A 21,381-nucleotide genomic window follows, 5' to 3' on the forward strand; every position below is an offset into this window, starting at 1 on the left:
TCAGCCTTTCGTGTGGTGAGTGACCACGCCGTCGAGGAGCGTGGTCGCGAGTAGGTCGGCGATCTCGGCGGGAGTACGCCCGCCGTGCGGTCGGTACCAGAAGGTCACCATGTTCAGCATGCCGAGCACGCTGTTGGTGATCACGTGATCATCGGTGCGCAGCGACCCGTCGGCGTGGCCCGCGTCGATCACCCGCTGCCAGCAGTGTTGTACGCGATCGCGCAGCTCCTGCAGCTGCGCGCCGCGTTCGCCGGTGAGCGCGGTGACGTCGCGCAGCTGGATCGCGACCTCACGGCGATGGTCGATGATCAGCCCGACGTGACTGTGAATCAGCTTGCGCAGCTTGGTGACCGGGTCGTCGGCGCTCGCCGCGATGCGTTCGGCGTCGACCAGCATCAGCTGAATGTAGTCGTGCAGGATCTGCCAGAGCAGTTCTTCCTTGGAACCGATGTGGTAGTAGAGCGCGCCGCGCTGCACATCGGCGCGGTCGCCGATCTCCGCGACGCCGGTGCCGTGGAATCCCTTCTCCGCGAACAGCTCCACCGCCGCCCGCATGATGCGCCCTCGGGTGTCGCCCGCCGTCGACTCGGCGGCGGGCGGGCGGCCGCGCCTGCGCGCGGGGGCGACGCCGGTGTCGCCCCCGAGGCCGCGCGACGCGGTGCTCATCGGCTCGGGTCCAGCACAACCTTGCTCACGCCGTCCGCGCGCTCGGCGAACAGCCGGTAGGCGTTCGCGCCGTCGGACATCGGGAGGGGATGGGTGACAACGACTTCCGGTCGCAGCCTGCCTGCCGCGGTCAGCTTCAGCAGGGTCGGCAGCTCGTACTGGATCGAGCACAGGCCGATGTGGAACTCGAGCTCCTTGACCTGCGCCAGCGGCATGTGGAACGGGAACGCGCGATTCTGGTTGACCCCGATCACGCTCACCCGGCCCCGGTGCCCGACCGCGCCGACGGCCAGTTTGATGGTGGCGTCGGCGCCGACCGCCTCGATCGCGACATCCGCGCCGCCGCCGAGCATGTCGCGGATCGCGAGCTTGGGGTCGTCCGCGTCGACCGGTTCGGCGCCGAGCTCGGCGGCCTGCTTGCGGCGTTCGTCGATCAGGTCGACGCCGAGCACCCGGGCCGCGCCCATCGCGAACGCCGACTGGATCGCCATCAACCCGACCGGGCCGAGTCCGATCACCACCACGGTCTCACCCGGCGCGATGCGGGCGCGGCGGGCGCCGTACCAGGCGGTCGGGGCGTTGTCGGTCAGCACGACCGCGGCCTCGTCGCTCACGCCTTCGGGCAGCCGCACCAGGTTGCCCTCGGCGTGCGGCACGGCCAGCAACTGGGCCTGCCCGCCGGGCAGCGCGCCGCCGAGGCCGTAGCAGGCGTCTACCGGCAGGGGAGCGCGCTCGCACGCCGCGACGATGCCGGCCCGGCACTTCGCGCACCGGCCGCACCCCACGGACGCGGGCACCAGGACGCGGTCGCCGATCGCGAGGCCGCGCACGTCGGCGCCGAGCTCGACGATCTCGCCGACCGCCTCGTGCCCCACGCTGTAGCCGGTCGTGTCGGTGAACCCGTGGCCGGTGTAGATGTGCAGGTCGCTGCCGCAGATGCCGGTCGCGGTGACCCGGATGATCGCGCCGTCGGGCGCGCTGAGCACCGGGTCGGGCACGTCGGAGTACGAAATCTCGCGCGGGCCTTGGTACGTCAGTGCCTTCATCGCCAGCCACCGTCCAGTGCGAGGGTCGCGCCGGTGCAGAAGGCCGAGGCCTCGGTGGCGAAATACAGTGCCGCGCCGACGATCTCGCCCGGCTCGCCCACCCGGCCCTGCGCGTTCATGCTGCCGACCTGAGCACGCATCTCGTCGGTCCACGCCTTCGAGATGTCGGTGGCGAAGGCTCCGCACTGAATCGTGTTGACCCGCACCGTCGGTCCGAAGCTCTGCGCGAGACCCGCGGTGAGCGTGTTCAATCCGGCCTTCGCCGCCGCGTAGGGCAGCGCGAACGGCGCGGGGCGCACCGCCTCGATCGAGGAGATATTGATGATCGAGCCGCCGCCGTCGGCCGCCATCCTGGGGCCGATCAGCGACGAAAGCCGGAACGGGCCTTTGAGATTCACGCCGATCACCTTGTCGAACAGCGCCTCGGAGACCTGATCCAGGCTCGGGTACAGGGGCGAGAGGCCCGCGTTGTTCACCAGCACGTCGACCCGGCCGAACTCGGCGTACACGGTCTCGACGAGCGCGTCGCACTGCGCCCAGTCGCTGACATTGCAGGCCACCGGCAGCGCGCGGCGGCCGTGCGCGTTCGTCACCTCGTCCGCCAGCGCCACGCAACCCTCGAGCTTGCGGCTGGCGATGACGACGTCCGCGCCCGCCGCGGCGAACGCGAGCACCATCTCCCTGCCGAGACCCCGGCTGCCGCCGGTGACCACGACGACCTTGTCCGTGAGCGACACATACACTCCTGCCGAATCAAAAAAATGTTCCGATCAGTACATTAAATTGCCGCGCCTATACAATCAAGGGGCTCGGCCGACCGCCAGCATCGCGCCGCGCCGACCGCTCACCCCACTCCGATCGGCGCGCCGACATTTCCACGGCGAGACGCCGCGTTCGACCCGGTACGGGGTGTGATCACTACCCACGGGTAACATGAATGCGTCTTTCCCACCCGGCTTTCTCAGAAGTGAGGCAGTAGATGACAGAGCGGATTCAGGTCGGCGGGCTTCAGGTGGCCAGCGTTCTCCACGAGTTCATCGAGAACGAGGCGCTCCCCGGAACCGGCGTAGATTCCGCCGCGTTCTGGGCCGGCGCCGAGCAGGTCATCAACGATCTCGCGCCGCGCAACCGCGCGCTGCTCGCCGAGCGCGACGAGATCCAGGGCAAACTCGACGCCTGGCACGCCGAGCACCCGGGCGCCGACTACGACAAGGCCGCCTACAAGAGCTTCCTGAGCGAAATCGGCTACCTGCGCCCCGAACCCGCCGATTTCCAGATCGCCACCCAGAACGTGGACACCGAGATCGCCACCACCGCGGGCCCGCAGCTCGTGGTCCCGGTGATGAATGCCCGCTTCGCGATCAACGCCGCCAACGCGCGCTGGGGCTCGCTCTACGACGCGCTCTACGGCACCGACGCCATCTCCGAGGCCAACGGCGCGGAAAAGGGCAAGAGCTACAACAAGATTCGCGGTGACAAGGTCATCGAGTGGGCCCGCAACTTCCTCGACGACGCCGCGACGCTGATCACCGGCTCGCACATCGGCTCCACCTCCTACAAGATCGTCGACGGTGAACTCGAGGTCGGCCTCGAGGACGGCACCGAGATCGGCCTGGCCGACCCCTCGCAGCTCGTCGGCTACCTCGGCGATCCGGCGTCGCCGACCTCGGTGCTGTTGAAGCACAACGGTTTGCACATCGAGATCCAGATCGACCCGTCCTCGCCGATCGGCAGCACCGACACCGCAGGCGTCAAGGACCTGGTGCTCGAGTCCGCGATCACCACGATCATGGACTTCGAGGACTCGGTCGCCGCGGTGGACGCCGAGGACAAGGTGCTCTGCTACCACAACTGGCTCGGCCTGATGAAGGGCGACCTCAGCGAGCAGGTCAGCAAGGGCGACAAGACCTTCACCCGCACCATGAACCCCGACCGCGTCTACACCGCACCCGACGGCAGTGAGCTTGTGCTGCACGGCCGTTCGCTGCTGTTCGTGCGCAACGTCGGTCACCTGATGACCAGCGACGCGATCCTCGACGCCGAGGGCAACGAGGTCCCCGAGGGCATCCTCGACGGCCTGATCACCTCGCTCATCGCCACCCACTCCCTGCGCGGCGACACCGAGCTCGAGAACAGCCGCACCGGCTCGGTCTACATCGTGAAGCCGAAGATGCACGGACCCGACGAGGTCGCGTTCACCACCGAGCTGTTCGGCCGGGTCGAGGACGTGCTCGGCCTGCCGCGCAACACCCTCAAGGTCGGCATCATGGACGAGGAGCGGCGCACCACGGTGAACCTCAAGGCCTGTATCCAGGCCGCCGCCGACCGCGTCGTGTTCATCAACACCGGCTTCCTCGACCGCACCGGCGACGAGATCCACACCTCCATGGTGGCCGGGCCGATGGTCCGCAAGGCCGACATGAAGGCCCAGCAGTGGATCAAGTCCTACGAGGACTGGAACGTCGACACCGGGCTCGCCACCGGCCTGCCCGGCAAGGCGCAGATCGGCAAGGGCATGTGGGCCATGCCCGACCTCATGGCCGACATGCTCGAGCAGAAGATCGGTCACCCCAAGGCGGGCGCGAACACCGCGTGGGTGCCCTCGCCCACCGCCGCCACCCTGCACGCGACGCACTACCACCAGGTCAACGTACTGGAGCGGCAGCAGGAGATCGTCAAGGGCGGCCGTCGCGCGAGCGTCGACGAGATCCTCGAGATCCCCTTGGCCGCGGCGCCGAACTGGTCGGCCGAGGAGAAGCAGCAGGAACTCGACAACAACTCCCAGTCCATCCTCGGCTACGTCGTGCGCTGGATCGACCAGGGCGTCGGCTGCTCCAAGGTGCCCGACATCAAGGACGTCGCGCTCATGGAAGACCGTGCCACCCTGCGCATTTCGAGCCAGCTGATGGCCAACTGGCTGCGCCACGGCATCGTCACCGCCGACGAGGTGGTGGCCAGCCTGGAGCGGATGGCCCCCGTGGTCGACCGCCAGAACGCCGGCGACCCCAACTACCGCCCCCTCTCACCCGACTTCGCAGGCAGCATCGCCTTCCAAGCCGCCAAGGAGCTGATCCTCGAGGGCACCAAGCAGCCCAACGGGTACACCGAGCCGATCCTGCACCGGCGTCGTCGTGAGGCGAAGGCTGCCTGCAAGTGAGGGACGTGCAGTGATTGAAAAGTAGCTTTACGCAGCTCTTTTCGAGCTGAGGCCCCGCACCGGAGAATCCGGCGCGGGGCCTCAGCCATAAGTGGAGATCAGCTCGAATACTGGCTCATCACGCTCAAAACGGTCACAAAAACGGTCACATGCGGGGTGTGCAACCGTTTACGGAAAATCACGGCTTACCAGTGCATATACGCCATATTTGAGACTGCGGTGGTGGCGCTCGCATCGCGAATCCCGCAGTCAACCAGGAGGCCGCCCACCGACGTGATCGCGTTGGTGGTGGGGCCGCGGCCATAGTGGGTTGCGCCCAGCGGTCTGCGAGTTTTCCTAAGGCAGAACGCGATTGGCGGCGCAAGGGTCCTGGCCGGCGCTGCGATGTCGGGATCCTGATCGCCGTAACGGGCGGTTGTATGGGCGAATGAGCGGGTTCCACGGATACGGAAACGGCAGAGCAGCCCCCCGCAGGAACTTGCCGACCTGTGTGGGCAGCGGCATCGTTTGGAGTGCGGGGCCAGCGCTGCGGTCCGGCGGCATGCCGGTAGCCGACATTGAGGTGCGGCGGAGGCCTGCGGCGTGTCGCGGGACGGCACGCCGAATGGTTTTCCGGCCCAGCAACTGGGCGGCAAATCGATGGCAACTGGGGCATGCTCGCATTTGGCGTGGGGGATGACCAGCTGGCTGTGACCGGTTGGAGGGGCACTCCAGAGCGGCATTTGGTGAGTGCTACTCGTGAGGTGTGCTCATCCGACCGCTCCGACAGGCCGGTTCTGTCGGCGCTCGTAGCGATGGTTCTTGCAGAGCGCCCGCGCGGGCGGAGATGCCGGACTGCCGGTTCCTTCTTCATCGTCCAGTGGATGAGGTCGGACGGTCGGCGCGACTAGGTTGGGCGCTAGGGGTTTGGTCGAGGTTGATGACCGCGCCGTAGCTATCACGCCGAAACAGTCGTCTCGGTCAGCCTCCATATGTGCTGCATCAACGCCCGAACAGTGCTGTCCAACTCGGTCGAAGAGGGGTTGGCGCAGACATAGTGGTCAGGTCGGAGCACGACAAACGGCTGTCGCTTGAAGTACGGGCGAGCAACGTCATCGTGGTCTTCGAGGATCTGCTGTGTCGCATCGCAGTGGACGGGGCGTCGTCCTGGCGAGGTCAGTGTTACATAGGTTGCCTGCAGGACATCGTCGGCGATGGGGCGGCGGCCGTTTGCCGACAGCGCTTCGCGTGGATCGGTCTCCCAACCGATGATGCGCCAGCCAGAGCCTGCGATGTTGTCGAGCCGATGTTGTGTTCCGCTGAAGGCTGGACCGCGGTTCGGCGATGGAGCCGGCTGGCCTGCCAATACCAGGAGTCCCGGAGCACGGCTACGAGGGGATTCTGCTCTGGTACCGCGCAACTCGGCGGTGACCGCTGCCAGGCCGATCGGTTGGTGCGGGACCGCGCCGAAGCGACGGTCCCGCACCGTCTTAGGACGACGAACCAGTGGGAACGATCATGTCTGCCAGGTGGTCGTAGGCCACGTTCGCGTGCAGGCGCACACCGGTGACCAGCACGCCGTCGTCGGCGTAGAACTTCGGGTTGTGGTTCGCCGCCACGCCGCGGCCACCCTTGATCGGGACGGGCTTGTCATCGGCATTGAACTCCAGGTCCTGGCACCCGAGCGTGACGTACATGCCACCGTACTTATTGATGAACTCGGACACGTCGTCGTAGGCCATACCGCCGACGCCCTGGCGGACCTTGTCGGAACCGGCGACGCGGTTCAAGGTCGGCAGCACGGCATCGACCCAGGACTTTTGGTTGTGCACCGCCGGAACATCCTGCATGTACTCGACGGTGGCGGTGCAGTTGTAGGCAGCGGCCGTGTTCATCGCCAGGGTCTCGATCCGCTTCTTCACGTCGACCATGTCGGATTCGATGAGGCAGCGAATGGTGCCCCAGAGGGTCGTGGTCTCGCCGATGATGTTGAACCGGCCGACGTCCTCGACGTGACCGATACTGACAGAAATGGGGTCGAAGGCGCTGATCTGGCGGTAGATCTGCCCGATGCCGGTAAGTACGGCGCCGGCGGCGGGCATGGTGTCGATACCTTGCCACGGCGTCGACCCGTGGACCTGCTGACCCTTGATCTTTATCTTGATCAGCGTGGAGGTCGCGCCCTGGTTGCCGATCGCGTAGTTGAGGTAGTTCTTCGGGAATGGAATGACGTGAATGCCGAAGGCCATCGTCGGTTTCGGATCATCGCAGGCGCCTTCGGTGATCATCTGCTTGGCGCCGCCCTTCTCGTCGACCGGCGGCCCCTCCTCGGCGGGCTGGAAGACGAACAGTACCGTCCCGGGCAGGTCGTCGCGGGCCTCGGACAGTACTGTGGCCGCGCCCATCAGCATCGCGGTGTGACAGTCGTGGCCACACGCGTGCGACACGGGGTACGGGCCACCCGGGTAGTCCTTGTCCACGAACTTCGAGGCGAACGACACACCACACTCGTCGACTACCGGCAGTGCGTCGATGTCGGCACGCAGCGCGATCACCTTGTTGCCGGGCCTGCCACCTTTGAGGACGCCGACGACGCCGTACCCGGCGAATCCTGTCCGCACCTCGTCCAGGTTCAGGCTCTTCAGGTGATCAGTGATCAGCTTGGCGGTATTCACCTCCCGGTTCGACAGCTCGGGATTCTGGTGGATCCGGTGACGCCACGCGATCACCTGATCAGAGACTGCCTCTGCGGCCTTGTCGAACCGGGCGTAAATCGGATTGTCTGTCATGGAGAACTCCAACCTGGTCAGCCGCTTGGCGGCGGCATGGGGACATGGTGGCGAATCTCGGTCATGCAGCACTCGATGGGAAGCATCAGACGATGGACTATGCCTACCTCACGATATGTCACGCGGGAGACCACCGTGTCCGTCAGAGTGCCTGTGACCACATGACTCGGCATCGGGTGTTGATGATCATTAGTCCGGGCGGTCGACATTCGTCGGCGTTCTGGTCGGCGGATTCCTCGTCGATCGTTTCGGACTCTCCAGCCTTGCCGATCCGAACGGCGAGGTCGCCACGGTCGTTCGCGAGACCTTCGCGGCCGACGCACCACAGCGACGGGGAGGTGCCGCCAGCGGCGGCACCGCACACCGTGTGTCACGTCGGGCCGGAACCCGCGCGGCAGATCAGTGGTGACTGTCGAGCCACTCCTTGGCGTTGGTGAAGAAGTCCGGGTGGCAGATCAAGTCGGCCTGGGTGCGGGGCTCGATATCGAGCAGGGTGGTCTCGATATCGGCAGCACGTGCCCGCAACAGGATCGCCTTGATCGCGCGTGACGCATGGCCGGGGATGGCGGCCCAGCGCTCGGCGAGCTCGATGGCGGCTGCGAGTGCGTCGTCGGCTACCCGGCTGACCAGCCCGAGTTGCAAGGCCGCTTCGGGGCCAACGACCGAGCAGCTCAGCAGCAGATCTATCGCCGCAGCGTGACCGATCGCGGACGGAAGAGTGTGGGAGAGCCCGGCGTCCGGACCGGTCGCCATTCTGGCGAAGGTCGCCCCGAATCTCGCGCCGGGACCGGCGATACGGAGGTCGCAGCCCAACGCGATACCGAGGCCACCGCCGATGGCGGGCCCATTGACCGCGGCGATGGTTGGCTGAGGTAGCCGTGACAGCTCCACCGAGAAGCCGTGCAGGTCTTGCATCCAGGCGATGGTGGTGTCCAGCTCGCGCGGCGCCATCTCGTCCAGGCTGCTCAGATCCATGCCGGTGCAGAATCCGCGGCCGGCGCCGGTCAAGACGACCACTCGTGTCTCCGGATCGTCGGCGAGCGGCCGTATCGCCTGCGTCAGCAGTGGAACGCTCGACGGGTTCATGGCATTGAGCCGCACCGGCCGGTTGAAGACCACCACCGCGACCCCTGCTGCGGGCCGTTCGACTCGAACGATACTTTCCTGAGTTGAAATTGATTCGGACATGAAGGCTCCAACTGACTGTACGTGCGGTTGGTAATAGGTTTGCCACGTGACCGCCTTGAAGTCAAGGGAGCGGTCGGGCTGTTACGTAGTACGAGGGAGTGCGGCATACCGAAATTCAAGAAAGCGCCGCGCTTGATCCAGTCCGTCACATACAGGCCGGGTGCGACAATGCCAAGGCCTGGCCGACGGAATTCCGGGCGCAGTTCGCGGAAGCGATCGCGCTGGGTCGACCCGGAACATCTGATGAAATCATCGATGCCGCAATGTATATCGCTCCGATGCGTCTTCGTTCTGCGCCGCCTCGATTCTGCGCCTCGACAGCGGCATCCGCTGACCGCTCGACGACAAGGGGCGAATTCGGGCTTGTGACTCAACTCTTGACTGACCGCCCGTACGGTCATACCATGTGCCCATGGTTCAGCCCCTCGAAGAGCGACCCGCATACCTCCGCAAGGACGGTCACGTCGCGATCATCACGATGAACCGCCCGCATGCGATGAACGCGGTCAACGCCGCGATGTCGATCGCGCTGCAAGAGGCGGTGGACGAATTCGTCGCCGATCCGGAGTTGCGGGTCGGCATTCTCACCGGCGCCGGTAAGGCGTTCTGTGCGGGTGCCGACCTGAAAGAAGTAGCGGCGAAACGACCGCTGATCGGGCCGGGCCAGTTCGAGCGCGGGTTCGGCGGCATCATGAAGCAGCTGATCGATAAGCCATTGATCGCGGCGGTCAACGGTTACGCCCTCGGTGGCGGAACGGAATTCCTGCTCGCCTGCGACCTGGCTGTGATGAGCGACGCCGCCACGCTCGGTCTGCCCGAGGTGCGGCACGGCATCATCGCCGCCGGCGGCGGGCTGCTGCGCTTGGCGCGGCGCGTGCCGCTGTCGATCGCGCTGGAAAGCGTCATGACCGGTGCGCCGATCTCGCCGGAGGAAGCGTTGCGCTGGGGGCTGGTGAACCGTGTGGTGCCTGCCGACCAGGTGATGGACACGGCGATGGAATTGGCCGGAAAGATCGCCCGCAACGCGCCGTTGGCTGTGCAGGCGAGCAAGCGCGTGGTGTATCAGGCAGCGGCGCTGTCGGATTGGGAGGCCGAAGCCTGGACGCTGAGCGACGACGCTGCGCAGGTGATCATGCGCACCGCCGACGCCAAGGAGGGGCCGCGCTCGTTCGCCGAGAAGCGCAAGCCGAAGTGGGAGGGTCGATGATGGCGGCCACCGCGTCGATCGCCGGGCTCGGTCTCACCGACGTCGGCAAGGTCTATGGGCGCAGCGCAACCGATTTCGCGGCCGAAGCGGTTCGGCTCGCCGTGGCGGATGCCGGCCTGGCGACCACCGATTTGGACGGACTACTGGTCACCCCCGGAACCAAGGGCTCGCCGAAGCTGTCGCTGCAGAAGGTACTCGGTCTGCGGGATCTGCGGCTGCTCGCCGAGATCCACGCTCTCGGCGCCAGTCCCACGGCCATGATCGCCGCGGCGGCGCAGGCGATCAACAGCGGTGAGGCCACTGCGGTCGCGTGCGTCTTCGCAGATGCTCCGCTCCGCGAAAAGGGCTCCGCCCGTGATGCTTTCGGTACCCAGCGCACACTTCCCAGCGGGTTCGCCTCGTACCACACCGGAATCGGCGCGATCACGCCGAATCTGTTCTACGCCATGGCCGCTCGTCGTCATTTCGAGACCTATGGCACGACCAGCGAACAGCTCGCCGCGATCGCGGTCGGTCAGCGTAGCTGGGCGGCACACAATCCCGCCGCGCAGTTCACCAAGCCGATCACTGTTGCCGACCACCAGTCCTCGCCGCTGATCGCGGACCCGCTGCACCTGCTGGACTGCTGCCTGGTCTCCAACGGTGGCGCCGCGGTCATCGTGACCTCCGCCGAACGTGCCCGTGAACTGGCCCAACCACCCGTAGACATTCTCGGTTGGGGCCAAGCCCATCCAGGGCAGGTGATGCGGCAGGGTTCGAACTTCGGTCTGCGCACCGGTGCGGCCGTCGCGGGGCCCGCTGCGCTGCGCATGGCAGGCGTCTCGGTCGCCGATGTGGATCTGCTCGAGCTCTACGACAGCTACACCTTCACAGTGCTCGTCACCCTCGAAGACTACGGATTCTGCGCAAAGGGTGAGGGCGGCGCGTTCGTGTCCGACGGCAAGCTCGGCCCCGGCGGCGCCCTGCCCTGCAATACCGGCGGCGGTCAGCTGTCGAGCTACTACCTCACCGGATTCACGCCGATCGTGGAAGCGGTCATCCAAGGACGCGGTCAGGCCGGCGCACGACAGGTCGACAAGAAGGACGTGATCATGGTCAGCGGCAGCGGCGGTGTCCTCGAACACCATGCCACATTGGTATTGAGTGGAGCCGGGCGATGACCGACGCACCGATGTGGCCGTCCATGCGACGTGACGCCAAGAGCGCCGAGTTCTTCGACGCGGCGAGCCGGGAGGAATTGGCCATCAAGAAGTGCACCGGCTGCGGGCGCTCGCTGGCGCCCGAGGCGATGGTGTGCACCGACTGCGGCGAGAGTGATCCGGTGTGGGCCGGTGCCTCGAGCGCGGGCAGGCTCATCACGTGGACGACGGTGCCCAAGGCCCCCAACCCCGCCTTCGCCGACCTGGTTCCCTACACCGTCGGCGTCGTTGAGTTGGCCGAAGGGCCGTGGCTGTACGCGCGAATCACAGGCGAGCCCCGTGCGGGAGCCGCCCTGCGCGCGGAATACGTCCACCCGTCCGAGGGCGAGAGCTACCCGGTCTGGGTCATCGTGAGCGGAGAATGACAGTGCCCGAGTTCGACCTGGCGACCCTGCACGAGGCGATCGCTCATGCACTCGCCGAGGAACCGTGCGTGATCACCGCACAGCGGAGTCACAGCTGGCGAGAGACCACCGACCGGACACGGAGGTTTGCCGCGGTGCTGCGGGCCAGCGGGCTCGGCGGCCGCAAGCCCGTCGACAACGCCTGGGAGACCGGTCAGGATCACCTCGGCATCTATTTGCACAACGGTGCGGAATACCTGGAGGGCCTGCTCGGCGCGCACAAAGCCTCCGTCGCGCCCTTCAACGTCAACTACCGCTATACCTCCGCCGAGCTGGCGTACCTGCTGCGCGACGCGCAGGCCAAGGCGGTGCTGTTCGGCGGGCACTTCGCCGAAACCCTCGCGGCGGCGCTGGGCGAGCTGGAGCAGTCGCCGTTGCTGATTCAGGTCGACGACGGCAGCGGCGCGCCACTACTCGACGGCGCGCTGGACTACGAAACCGCATTGGCCGCAGCCGATCCCGCACAGGGCGTCCCCAGTTCCGGGCCGGAGGATCGGCACCTGCTCTACACAGGCGGCACCACCGGCATGCCCAAGGGCGTCATCTGGCGCGCCGGGGATCTGGTGGCCGGTCCACTGGGCGTCCGCAAGGCGGCGTCTGTGGACGAGGTCGTCGAGCGGGCACTGCGCATCCGCGGCCGCGTGCTCCCGGCGCCGCCGCTCATGCACGGCGCGGGGACCGGTCCCGCGCTCGGGGGGTGGATGTCCGGTGCGACCATCGTCTTCCCCTCGAGCCCGGAACGGTTCGACGCCGCCGCGCTGCTCGATACCTGCGTACAGCAGGAGGTCACCTCGACGGTCATCGTCGGCGACGCCTTCGGTGCGCCGTTGGTGGCAGAGCTCGAAGCACGTCCGCGCGCTCTGCCGGCGTTGAAGCTCATCCTCAACAGCGGTGCCGCGCTGCGTGATTCGCTGAAAGACCGCCTGCGCGAGCTCGTTCCCGGTGTGCGGATCAGCGACATGCTCGGATCCTCCGAGACCGGTCTGCACGCCAAACGCGGTTCGGGCTCGAGCACGTTCGCGGCGCGCGGTAACACCGTGCTGATCGACGAAACCCGCACCCGCATCATCGAACCCGGTAGCGACGAGGTGGGCTGGCTGGCCCAGGGCGGGGCCATTCCCGTGGGTTACCTAGGTGATCCGGACAAGACCTCGGCCACCTTCGTCACTGTGGACGGCCGCCGCTTCTCGATCCCCGGCGATCGTGCCCGCCTCACCGAGGCCGGTGAGTTCGAATTCCTCGGACGTGAGGCGACCACCATCAACACCGGTGGCGAGAAGGTCTTCGCAGAAGAGGTCGAACACGTGGTGCGCGCGCTGCACGGCGTCGCCGACGCCGTGGTTGTCGGCCGGCCCAGCGAACGCTGGGGCCAGGAGGTCGTCGCGCTATATCAGCCTGTAGACGACACCGTCACCACCGAGCAGCTGCGCGACGGCTGCCGCGACGTGCTGGCGGGCTACAAGATCCCCAAGGTATTCCTTCGCGTCGACCGGGTCCGCAGGCACGCCAACGGCAAAACCGACTACGCCTGGGCCAAGGCCGCAGCCGTTTCCGCCCTACAGGAGCGAGCATGATTACCACCATCCCCGATCTCGGAAACCCCGACACCTACCTGAACGGTTTCCCGTATGACGAGGTCGCCGCGTTGCGCCGCGAGTCGCCGGTCGTGTGGGTGCCCGAACCGGCCTCCGGTGGCTTCCCCGGCGGTCCGGGCTTTTGGTACCTCACCAAACACGCCGATGTGATGGCCGCTGGGAAGCACCCCGAGGTGTTCAGCTCCTATGAGCGCGGGACCTGGGTACGCGATGTGTCCTCGGCAGAACTCGCGATCCAGCGCCAGGCCATGCTGAACATCGATCCGCCGATGCACACCCAGATGCGCAAGATCATCAGTAAGGCGTTCACGCCGCGCGTCGTCAACGGCATGGTGGAATCCATCGGCGCACACGCCGACGCGATCGTTGACCAGCTCGGTGACGGTGGCGACATCGATTGGGTCCAGCGGGTCTCCTCGGAGCTGCCGCTGCTGGTGCTGGCCGACATTCTCGGTGTCCCCAGTCACGAACGGCACCTGCTGTTCGACTGGACCAATCGCATGGTCGGCTTCGACGATCCGGAGGCCGTGGACAAGAAATCCTATGCTTCGGCGTTCCTCGAACTGTTCGCCTATGCCCGTGCCCAGACCGCGGCAAAGCGTGCCGAGCCCACCGACGATGTGTGGAGCTTGATGGTCAACGCGGAAGTCGACGGCCGGCGTCTCACCGACGACGAGCTCGACCGGACCTTCCAGTTGCTGGTCATCGCTGGCAACGAGACCACGCGCAACATGCTCAACGGCGCGATCCTGCTGCTGTCGGAACACCCGGACCAGTTCCAGCTGTTGCGTGACGACCCGAGTCTGATGCCGCGTGCGGTCGAAGAAATCCTGCGAATGTTCCCGCCGATCCTCCAATTCCGGCGCACATGCGTCCAGGACACCGAGGTCAGTGGACAGCAGATCAAGGCGGGCGACAAGGTCGTTCTCTCCTATGCCGCCGCCAACCGCGACGAGACGGTCTTCGAGAACCCGGACACCTTCGACATCACCCGCAAGAACAACCCCCATGTCTCCTTCGGGTTCGGCACTCACTTCTGCCTCGGCAGCGGAGTGGCCCGTATGGAGGGCCGAGTCCTGCTGACCAAGCTGTTCGAACGCTTCAGCACCGTCGAGGTCACCGGCGCGCCGGTGCGCTTGCGGTCCAACTTCGTCAACGGCATCACCGAACTTCCCGTGCGGCTGGCACGGTAGAAAGGACCGCAAATGAGCAATCCCTGGACCACAACCGAACGGCAGGACCTGCGAAAGCTGGCGGCCGACTTCACGATTCGGGAGGTCGCCCCGAACATGGACCAGTGGGAGCGCGACGGGCAGGTGCCCATCTCCCTGCACAAGAAGGCCGCATCGCTGGGCCTGCTCGGACTGACGTTTCCCGAATCCGTCGGTGGTGCAGGCGATTACATCGACCTTTGTATTCTGATCGAGGAACTGATCGGGAACGGTGGCAGTCCGGGTCTGGTCGCAGCGCTGCTGACCCATACCATTGCCGCACCCCATATCGCCGCCGCGGGTGATCCCGCCCAGATAGACAAGTATGTACGTCCGACCTTGGCGGGCGAGAAAATCGGTGCTCTCGGTATGACCGAGCCGGGCGGCGGCTCCGACGTGGCATCCGTGCGCACCACGGCAGTGCGTGACGGCGACGATTACATCGTCAACGGAGCCAAGACCTTCATCTCCTCGGGGATCCGTGCCGACTACGTGACCACCGTGGTTCGCACCAGTGGTGCCGGCCATCGTGGATTGTCCCTACTGATCGTCGACACCGACACCCCGGGATTCTCTGTCGGTCGCAAGCTCGAGAAGATGGGGTGTCTGTGTTCGGACACCGCCGAAATTCATTTCGACAACGTGCGTGTGCCCGCAGCGAATCTGGTCGGCGCGGAAGGAACCGGGTTCGCGCAGTTGATGACTCGTCTCGACGGCGAGCGGCTCAACCTGTCGGTACAGGGGTATGCGGTCTCCCAGCGAGCCTTCGACCTCACGCTGCCGTGGGTGCGCGACCGAGTGACGTTCGGTGAGCCACTGGCGAATCGGCAGGTGATCCAGCACAAGCTTGCCGAGATGGCGCGACAGATCACCACCACCCGCGTCTACGTGCGTGACGTGGTGTCTCGGTACGTGGCGGGCGAAGCCCTCGGTGCCGAGGTGGCCATGGCCAAGAACACCGGTGTGCGCGCCTGCGAGTACGTCGTCAACGAGGCGGTGCAGATCTTCGGCGGCATGGGCTACATCCGCGAGAACGAAGTCGAGCGGCTGTATCGCGACATCCGTGTGCTCGGTATTGGTGGCGGAGCCACAGAAATCATGAACGAGATCATCGCCAGATCCCTGCCCCTCGGCGTCCGCTGATGGGCCGGGTCGGTCGTCGACGTTGACTGCCGATTTCGATCCCACCGCGCAGAGGCGAGCATCCCGGAACCATTCGAGCCGTCGCCGCGTGCCTGGCACACGCCGAATGGTTCCGGGGCAGGCTGTGGCCTGCGCATCGAGGCCTGAATCGTAGTTGACATCGATATTGACTGTACGAGCGGTCAGTGACAGCATTGTTGCTCAGCTCATAGTTGTCCTGCACTGAAGGGGATTTACTTTTAATGACCGGGAATGCGAGTGATTTCGACTACGACGTCATGGTCATCGGCTCAGGATTCGGGGGGAGCGTCAGTGCGCTGCGACTGACCGAGAAAGGCTATCGCGTCGCCGTTCTGGAGGCCGGCCGCCGATTCGAGGATGACGAGTTCGCCAAGACCTCGTGGCGCGTGCGGAAATACCTGTGGGCCCCCTATCTCGGTTGTTACGGGATTATGCGGATGAGCTTGCTCAAGAACACCTTCCTGACCGCTGGCGCGGGTGTCGGTGGTGGTTCGCTGGTATACGCGAATACCCTCTACCGCCCGCAAGACGCCTTTTACCGCGACCCGCAGTGGAGTCACATCACCGACTGGAAGGCCGAACTCTCGCCGTATTTCGACCAGGCCGAGCGGATGCTCGGCGTCGTCGAGGTCCCACGCAATACCGAATCCGACGATCTGCTGCGTGAAGTCGCGGAGGAAATGGGGCGAGGTGACACTTTTCACCGCACGCGCGTCGGGGTGTATTTCGGGGCAGATGGAACTGCTCCGGGTACCTCCGTACCGGACCCTTTCTTCGGCGGACTCGGCCCGGATCGCAGCACCTGCCTGAACTGCGGTGAATGTATGGTGGGCTGTCGGCACAACGCCAAGAACACCACGGTCAAGAACTATCTGTATCTAGCCGAGAAGGCAGGCGCCACGGTTCACCCCTTGACCACCGTCATCGGGGTGCGCGCATTGCCCGACGGTGGGTTCGCGATCGACACTGTTAGAACCGGGCGTTGGGTACGCAAGTCTCGTCGTACCTTCACCGCTGGGCAGGTCGTATTCTCCGCCGCGGCGCTCGGTACCCAACGGCTGTTGCATCGCTTGAAGGACACCGGCATGATGCCGGAGATCTCCCCGGTCCTCGGGACCTTGACGCGCACGAACTCCGAAGCTGTGCTCTATCCGCGATCCTTGCGCAAAGACGCCGACTACAGCCGGGGAGTGTCGCTCACTTCCTCTTTCCAGCCTGACGACGAAACCCACGTCGAGGTGGGCCGCCTCGGCGGCAAAGGCAGCAACTTCCTCGGTCTCACCACCACGGCGCTGGTCGACCCGCAGCCGGGACGGCCCCGCATCGTCTCGGCGTTCGGCGTGGCGCTGCGCAACTGGCGCCACCTCGGGGCGATGCACAACCCGCGCCGCTGGTCGCAGCAGACCGTGGGCGTGCTGGTCATGCAGACCGCCGGCAACTCGCTGGTCACCTACACCAAACGGGGCCTGTTCGGCCGCCGCATGACAACCCGTCCCGGCGAGGGAGCAGCGCCGCCGGTGTGGATCCCCATCGGGCATGAGGTCGATCGGCGGCTTGCCGACAAGATCGACGGACTTCCTAAGGGGGCGATCTTCGACCTGTTCAACATCCCCAGCACCGGTCACTTCCTCGGTGGCTGTCCGATCGGTGATTCGGCTGCCACCGGTGTGATCGACCCCTATCAGCGGCTGTACGGCTATCCGGGTGCGCACGTGATCGACGGCTCGGCCATCACCGCAAACCTCGGAGTCAATCCGTCGCTCACCATCACCGCCCAGGCCGAACGGGCGATCGCCCTGTGGCCGAACAAGGGTGACGCCGACCAGCGGCCGCCGCTGGGGGCCGAATACCGGCAGATGTCCCCGATCCCCCCACGAGCGCCGGTGGTGCCGTTCGAAGCCCCGGCGGCTCTGCGACTGTCGATCATTCCGCTCGACCGGTCGCGCGACTCGGACCCTGTTCCTGATGACTACCGGCGATAGCGCTCACAGCCGTCCAACTTATGTGGGACCGCAGGAAAGCTCGCCAACCTGCGCCCGCGCGCACTACCGGCGGCCCGTAAGAATATCCCGATCTACGTGGCTCATGCCACTGCGCGACGGAAGGAGTCTCGATGCTGAGCACCATGCAGGACGACCAGCTGTCACTGGCCAAGCTGCTCAAATACGCCGCCACCTTCCAGGGTGATTCGACCGTATCCACCTGGACCGGTGACGGGGTGCGCACCATGACCTTCCGTGCGCTCGGCGCCGACGCCGCGCGGCTGGCCCACGCACTGCGTGGGCTCGGCGTCGAAGAGGGCGACCGGGTCGGCACGTTCATGTGGAACAACAACGAGCACATGGTCGCCTACATTGCGGTGCCCGCGATGGGCTCGGTGTTGCACGCGCTCAATATCCGCCTGTTCCCTAAGCAAGTGTCGTTCGTCGCGAACCATGCAGAGGACAAGGTCGTGCTCGTCGACGGCACTCTGGTGCCGCTCTTCGAGCAGTTACTGCCGAACCTGAAGACTGTGAAGCATGTGATCGTCGTCAACGGTGAGGCGTCCACGCTTACCGCGCCGGAAGCTGTCACCGTGCACTCCTACCGTGAATTGCTCGACGCACAACCCGCCGATTTCGACTTCCCCGTCGTCGACGAGCGTGCGGCCGCCGCGATGTGCTACACCTCCGGCACCACCGGCGACCCGAAGGGCGTCGTCTACTCGCACCGGTCCAACTGGCTGCACGCCATGCACTTGACCTCGCCCAACGGTATGGGCTTCCACGGCGGCGACTACGTGCTCGCGATCGTGCCGCTGTTCCACGCCAATGGATGGGGCCTGGCGTACGGGGCGCTGATGTCGGGCGCCAACGTACTGATGCCGGACCGCTTCCTACAGCCGGGCCCGCTGCTGGAGATGATGGACGCCGAGAAGCCCACCTTCGCCGCGGCGGTGCCGACCATCTGGGGTGGCGTGCTGGCCGGACTGGCCGCGCAGCCGCAGGACATCTCGCACCTGCGTACCGCCGTCGTCGGTGGTTCGGCGGTGCCACCGTCGATGATGCGCGCGTTCGAGGAGAAGCACGGCGTGCGCATCCTGCACGCGTGGGGCATGACCGAGACCTCGCCGCTGGGCTGCGTGGCGCACGAGCCCCCGGGCGTGGAGGGCGAGGAGGCCTGGGCCTACCGCTACACGCAGGGCCGTTTCCCCGCCAATGTCGAGGCGCGGCTGGTCGGTGACGCCGGCACTGTCGTCCCCAACGACGGTGAATCGCTCGGCGAGCTCGAGGTCCGCGGCGCGTGGATCACCGGTTCCTATTACTCGCCGACCGGCGCGGAGATCGACCCGGACAGTTTCGACGACGGCTGGCTGCGCACCGGTGACGTCGGCATGATCAGCCCCAACGGCTACTTGACCCTGGTGGACCGCTCCAAGGATGTCATCAAGTCCGGTGGTGAGTGGATCTCCTCGGTTGCTCTGGAGAATGCGCTGATGGGCCACGCGGCCGTTGCCGAGGCCGTCGTGATCGGTGTGCCGGACGAGAAGTGGGACGAGCGTCCGCTGGCGGCCATCGTGCTGGCCGAGGGCGCCGCCGTCGAGGCTGCTGAGCTGAAGGGCTTCCTGGCTGGCCAGTTCGCCAAGTGGCAGCTGCCCGAGCGCTGGACATTCATCAGCGAAGTCCCCAAGACCAGCGTCGGCAAGTTCGACAAGAAGCGGCTGCGCGCGCAGTACGCCGCGGGCGAACTGGATGTGACGGCGGTGGCCTGATTACGCGCAGTGGGCGTTCACGGACGTTCCGACGTGATCACCGTCGGGAACCGATCGTTCGCCGACGCCGAGAATCCGGAGTGTGAACTCTTGGTAGCGCCGGACGAGCGTCTCCCTGTCCACGCGCCCAGCGGCGTTGTACCACTCCCGGACTCCATTGATCATGTCCAGCAATGCCATGGTGGCAAGCCCGGGATCTGCCACTGAGAAGATTCCACGTTGCTGCCCCTCATCGATGACGGCGCGGACCGCCGCGTGGTATTCAGCCTCCTGCTTCAGGACGCGATCACGTTGCGAGACGTCGAGTGCATAGAGAACAGGGTTGCCGACCAGCAATTCCGGGCGCCGATCGTCGCTCATCTCGATATGGGTGGCGAGAACCTGCAGTAATCGCTCGGTCGGCGTTCGGGTGCGGTCCTCGAGTACGGGGATGGTCGCATTGTTGAAGTCGGTCATGAAGCGGGTGACGATGGCGCTGAGCACTTCCTGCTTATTGGCGAAGTGGTGATATAGCGTCGACGACGAAATTCCGACCGCGTCAGCGATGTCGCGAATCGACGTCGCCGCGAAACCTCGCTCGTAGAACAAGCGGCTGGCCTCGTCGAGAATCTGCGGCCGCAGCATGTGCTGGTCGAGAGACTTCTTGCGGGCCATCGCGCCCCCTTCGTCGACGGGATGTCCATTTCCGAAATCCTAGCGTGCCGATCCCGCGTGTAGATCGTTCGATCGACAGTACCGGCGCCCGGGTGTCGGCGGTGATGAGCAGGGCGCGGCCGGCGTCGCGGAAGTCGCCACCCTCGTGCGGTTTCCAACAACGCCAGAAAGCTTCCGGTAGTCCGGCGTCGGTGGCGGTCAACGGTTTTCGGCCAACGCCCGGCTCCCGGCAGACTCTTAGGACGAGAGACAGGTGTAGAGGGTGTCGACGTAATCGATACTGCGGTCGGACCCGATGACACCCGGGGACATCCTGTTCATCGTGTAGGCGAAGGTCATCCGTGCCGATGGATCGATTACCGCGATCGAACCTCCCCAGCCACCCCAGAACAACCGCCGTCCGGCGGGCACCCGAGCGGGGTTGCCCTCGTCGGCCAGGGCGAGACCCAAGCCCCACCGCAGGGGCAGTCCGAGCACCTGATCGACGCCGGACGAATGAGCACGGTATGCCTCGGCGGCGGTGTCGGCGCTGAACAACCGATGCCCTCGGGTAGTGCCGTCCTGTGCCAAGGCGCTGAGCATCGTGGCCAGTGCACGCGCATTGCTGTGACCGTTCACGGCACCGAGTTCGGCTGCTCGCCACTGCGAGGTCATGGCGTCCGGCGCGGTGACGGCCGGGGCGGTGAAGGTGTCGACCATCGGCGATCTGTCGAGGTCTTCGGGAAAGGGCATCCTTCGCCGTGCGGGCGGATCGAGCTCGGCGATGCGGGGATAGTCCGCTTCGGTGGCACCGAGCCGAAAATCTGCCCCCAGCGGCTCGGCAACGGTTTCCCGCATGACCGAATTCAGGCTCTTGCCGGTGCTCCGCCGAACAACCTCACCGATGAGGTGACCGTAGTTCTGAGCATGGTAGGCACCCACTGATCCGGCAGGCCACCTCGGCTGCTGTGCGGCTAGCAGCTGACATGCTCGGTCGCGGTCGTAAAAATCGGTGAGGCTCAGCGGTGGTCGCCAACCCGGCAACCCGGAGGTGTGGGAGAGCAGATGCCGCACGGTTACGCCCTCTTTGCCGTGCCTGGCGAATTCGGGCCAGTAAGCACCGACGGGGCGGTCGAGGTCGAGCTGCCCCGAATCGGCTAATACCAGCGCGGTCAAGGCGACGACGGTTTTGGTCAACGACCACACATTGACGATGGTGTCGCACGCCCACGGACTCGACCGTGCCTGATCCTGGTGGCCGGCCCAGAGATCGACCACCAGCTCGTCGTCGATCACGACTGCCAGAGCCGCACCGAGTTCGCCCTCGGCGGCAATATTGCGGTGCAATGCATCGCGCAGTGGCATGAACCGTGGTGCTGAGGTTCCATGTAC

17 protein-coding genes are annotated in these 21,381 nt (G+C 65.9%); 9 read left to right on the forward strand and 8 right to left on the reverse strand.

The genetic code is table 11. The features are described from left to right. Genes ON39_RS15015 through ON39_RS15025 form a run of 3 tightly spaced genes read right to left on the reverse strand, consistent with a single transcriptional unit; the run spans nucleotide 1 to nucleotide 2,449 of the window. Nucleotides 1–666: a TetR/AcrR family transcriptional regulator gene (locus ON39_RS15015; RefSeq protein ID WP_051186635.1), complete on the reverse strand. Its 666-nt coding sequence runs from the start codon at nucleotides 664–666 to the stop codon at nucleotides 1–3. Next, complete coding sequence (locus tag ON39_RS15020; protein ID WP_040734665.1) at nucleotides 663–1,712, reverse strand: alcohol dehydrogenase catalytic domain-containing protein; 1,050 nt, start codon at nucleotides 1,710–1,712, stop codon at nucleotides 663–665. Before ON39_RS15020 ends, ON39_RS15015 begins: the two co-directional genes overlap by 4 nt. Beyond that, the gene (locus ON39_RS15025; protein ID WP_040734720.1) at nucleotides 1,709–2,449 is read right to left on the reverse strand and encodes an SDR family NAD(P)-dependent oxidoreductase; all 741 of its coding nucleotides are present in this window, start codon (nucleotides 2,447–2,449) and stop codon (nucleotides 1,709–1,711) included. The genes ON39_RS15020 and ON39_RS15025 overlap by 4 nt, the downstream gene beginning before the upstream one ends. Nucleotides 2,450–2,691: 242 nt before the next feature. Between ON39_RS15025 and ON39_RS15030 the strand changes: the two genes are divergently transcribed. Beyond that, a complete protein-coding gene (locus ON39_RS15030) occupies nucleotides 2,692–4,869 on the forward strand; it encodes a malate synthase G (RefSeq protein WP_040734666.1) in 2,178 nt (725 codons plus the stop codon). Nucleotides 4,870–5,806: 937 nt separating this feature from the next. On the opposite strand, the gene ON39_RS48790 is transcribed toward ON39_RS15030, so the two are convergent. The 3 genes from ON39_RS48790 to ON39_RS15050 form a co-directional block, all read right to left on the reverse strand. Then, the gene (locus ON39_RS48790; protein WP_157195469.1) at nucleotides 5,807–6,334 is read right to left on the reverse strand and encodes a hypothetical protein; all 528 of its coding nucleotides are present in this window, start codon (nucleotides 6,332–6,334) and stop codon (nucleotides 5,807–5,809) included. Nucleotides 6,335–6,338: 4 nt separating this feature from the next. Continuing rightward, nucleotides 6,339–7,637 carry a M20 metallopeptidase family protein gene (locus tag ON39_RS15040; RefSeq protein ID WP_040734721.1) on the reverse strand — a complete coding sequence of 433 codons (1,299 nt, stop codon included), beginning with the start codon at nucleotides 7,635–7,637 and terminating at the stop codon, nucleotides 6,339–6,341. A 399-nt stretch (nucleotides 7,638–8,036) separates the two neighbouring features. Further along, a complete protein-coding gene (locus ON39_RS15050; protein ID WP_051186636.1) occupies nucleotides 8,037–8,759 on the reverse strand; it encodes an enoyl-CoA hydratase/isomerase family protein in 723 nt (240 codons plus the stop codon). Between the two features lie 478 nt (nucleotides 8,760–9,237). Here ON39_RS15050 and ON39_RS15055 point away from each other — a divergent pair, with 478 nt between their 5' ends. The 8 genes from ON39_RS15055 to ON39_RS15090 all read left to right on the forward strand — a co-directional run bounded on the left by ON39_RS15055 (nucleotide 9,238) and on the right by ON39_RS15090 (nucleotide 19,356). Next, a complete protein-coding gene (locus tag ON39_RS15055) occupies nucleotides 9,238–10,032 on the forward strand; it encodes a crotonase/enoyl-CoA hydratase family protein (RefSeq protein WP_040734669.1) in 795 nt (264 codons plus the stop codon). Then, nucleotides 10,029–11,192: a thiolase family protein gene (locus ON39_RS15060; RefSeq protein ID WP_211336441.1), complete on the forward strand. Its 1,164-nt coding sequence runs from the start codon at nucleotides 10,029–10,031 to the stop codon at nucleotides 11,190–11,192. Before ON39_RS15055 ends, ON39_RS15060 begins: the two co-directional genes overlap by 4 nt. After that, nucleotides 11,189–11,596 (forward strand): Zn-ribbon domain-containing OB-fold protein, encoded by a 408-nt coding sequence (locus ON39_RS15065; protein WP_040734671.1) that lies wholly within the window; start codon nucleotides 11,189–11,191, stop codon nucleotides 11,594–11,596. Before ON39_RS15060 ends, ON39_RS15065 begins: the two co-directional genes overlap by 4 nt. After that, the gene (locus ON39_RS15070; RefSeq protein ID WP_040734672.1) at nucleotides 11,593–13,209 is read left to right on the forward strand and encodes an AMP-binding protein; all 1,617 of its coding nucleotides are present in this window, start codon (nucleotides 11,593–11,595) and stop codon (nucleotides 13,207–13,209) included. Before ON39_RS15065 ends, ON39_RS15070 begins: the two co-directional genes overlap by 4 nt. Next, on the forward strand, nucleotides 13,206–14,423 hold the full coding sequence (locus ON39_RS15075) for a cytochrome P450 (protein ID WP_040734673.1): 1,218 nt from the start codon (nucleotides 13,206–13,208) through the stop codon (nucleotides 14,421–14,423). The genes ON39_RS15070 and ON39_RS15075 overlap by 4 nt, the downstream gene beginning before the upstream one ends. A gap of 12 nt (nucleotides 14,424–14,435) precedes the next feature. Beyond that, nucleotides 14,436–15,584, forward strand: coding sequence for an acyl-CoA dehydrogenase family protein (locus ON39_RS15080; protein WP_040734674.1), 1,149 nt, complete (start codon nucleotides 14,436–14,438; stop codon nucleotides 15,582–15,584). A gap of 242 nt (nucleotides 15,585–15,826) precedes the next feature. Beyond that, the gene (locus ON39_RS15085; RefSeq protein WP_040734675.1) at nucleotides 15,827–17,587 is read left to right on the forward strand and encodes an FAD-dependent oxidoreductase; all 1,761 of its coding nucleotides are present in this window, start codon (nucleotides 15,827–15,829) and stop codon (nucleotides 17,585–17,587) included. 131 nt (nucleotides 17,588–17,718) lie between these two features. Further along, on the forward strand, nucleotides 17,719–19,356 hold the full coding sequence (locus tag ON39_RS15090; protein ID WP_040734676.1) for a long-chain fatty acid--CoA ligase: 1,638 nt from the start codon (nucleotides 17,719–17,721) through the stop codon (nucleotides 19,354–19,356). Here ON39_RS15090 and ON39_RS15095 read toward each other — a convergent pair whose 3' ends face one another. Next, entirely contained in the window at nucleotides 19,357–20,010 is a 654-nt protein-coding gene (locus ON39_RS15095) for a TetR/AcrR family transcriptional regulator (RefSeq protein ID WP_040734677.1), read from the reverse strand. A gap of 237 nt (nucleotides 20,011–20,247) precedes the next feature. After that, complete coding sequence (locus ON39_RS15100; RefSeq protein WP_246003122.1) at nucleotides 20,248–21,354, reverse strand: serine hydrolase domain-containing protein; 1,107 nt, start codon at nucleotides 21,352–21,354, stop codon at nucleotides 20,248–20,250. Nucleotides 21,355–21,381 lie beyond the last annotated feature (27 nt).

The sequence above is a fragment of the Nocardia tenerifensis NBRC 101015 genome (assembly GCF_000308715.1).
GTDB classification, from domain to species: Bacteria; Actinomycetota; Actinomycetes; order Mycobacteriales; family Mycobacteriaceae; genus Nocardia; species Nocardia tenerifensis.

Bases quoted from the DNA above. Each gene is read 5' to 3' on its own strand.
- ON39_RS15015 (WP_051186635.1), bottom strand. From the start codon at position 666: ATGAGCACCGCGTCGCGCGGCCTCGGGGGCGACACCGGCGTCGCCCCC.
- ON39_RS15020 (WP_040734665.1), bottom strand. From the start codon at position 1,712: ATGAAGGCACTGACGTACCAAGGCCCGCGCGAGATTTCGTACTCCGAC.
- ON39_RS15030 (WP_040734666.1), top strand. From the start codon at position 2,692: ATGACAGAGCGGATTCAGGTCGGCGGGCTTCAGGTGGCCAGCGTTCTC.
- ON39_RS15040 (WP_040734721.1), bottom strand. From the start codon at position 7,637: ATGACAGACAATCCGATTTACGCCCGGTTCGACAAGGCCGCAGAGGCA.
- ON39_RS15055 (WP_040734669.1), top strand. From the start codon at position 9,238: ATGGTTCAGCCCCTCGAAGAGCGACCCGCATACCTCCGCAAGGACGGT.
- ON39_RS15060 (WP_211336441.1), top strand. From the start codon at position 10,029: ATGATGGCGGCCACCGCGTCGATCGCCGGGCTCGGTCTCACCGACGTC.
- ON39_RS15065 (WP_040734671.1), top strand. From the start codon at position 11,189: ATGACCGACGCACCGATGTGGCCGTCCATGCGACGTGACGCCAAGAGC.
- ON39_RS15070 (WP_040734672.1), top strand. From the start codon at position 11,593: ATGACAGTGCCCGAGTTCGACCTGGCGACCCTGCACGAGGCGATCGCT.
- ON39_RS15075 (WP_040734673.1), top strand. From the start codon at position 13,206: ATGATTACCACCATCCCCGATCTCGGAAACCCCGACACCTACCTGAAC.
- ON39_RS15080 (WP_040734674.1), top strand. From the start codon at position 14,436: ATGAGCAATCCCTGGACCACAACCGAACGGCAGGACCTGCGAAAGCTG.
- ON39_RS15085 (WP_040734675.1), top strand. From the start codon at position 15,827: ATGACCGGGAATGCGAGTGATTTCGACTACGACGTCATGGTCATCGGC.
- ON39_RS15090 (WP_040734676.1), top strand. From the start codon at position 17,719: ATGCTGAGCACCATGCAGGACGACCAGCTGTCACTGGCCAAGCTGCTC.
- ON39_RS15095 (WP_040734677.1), bottom strand. From the start codon at position 20,010: ATGGCCCGCAAGAAGTCTCTCGACCAGCACATGCTGCGGCCGCAGATT.
- ON39_RS15100 (WP_246003122.1), bottom strand. From the start codon at position 21,354: ATGCCACTGCGCGATGCATTGCACCGCAATATTGCCGCCGAGGGCGAA.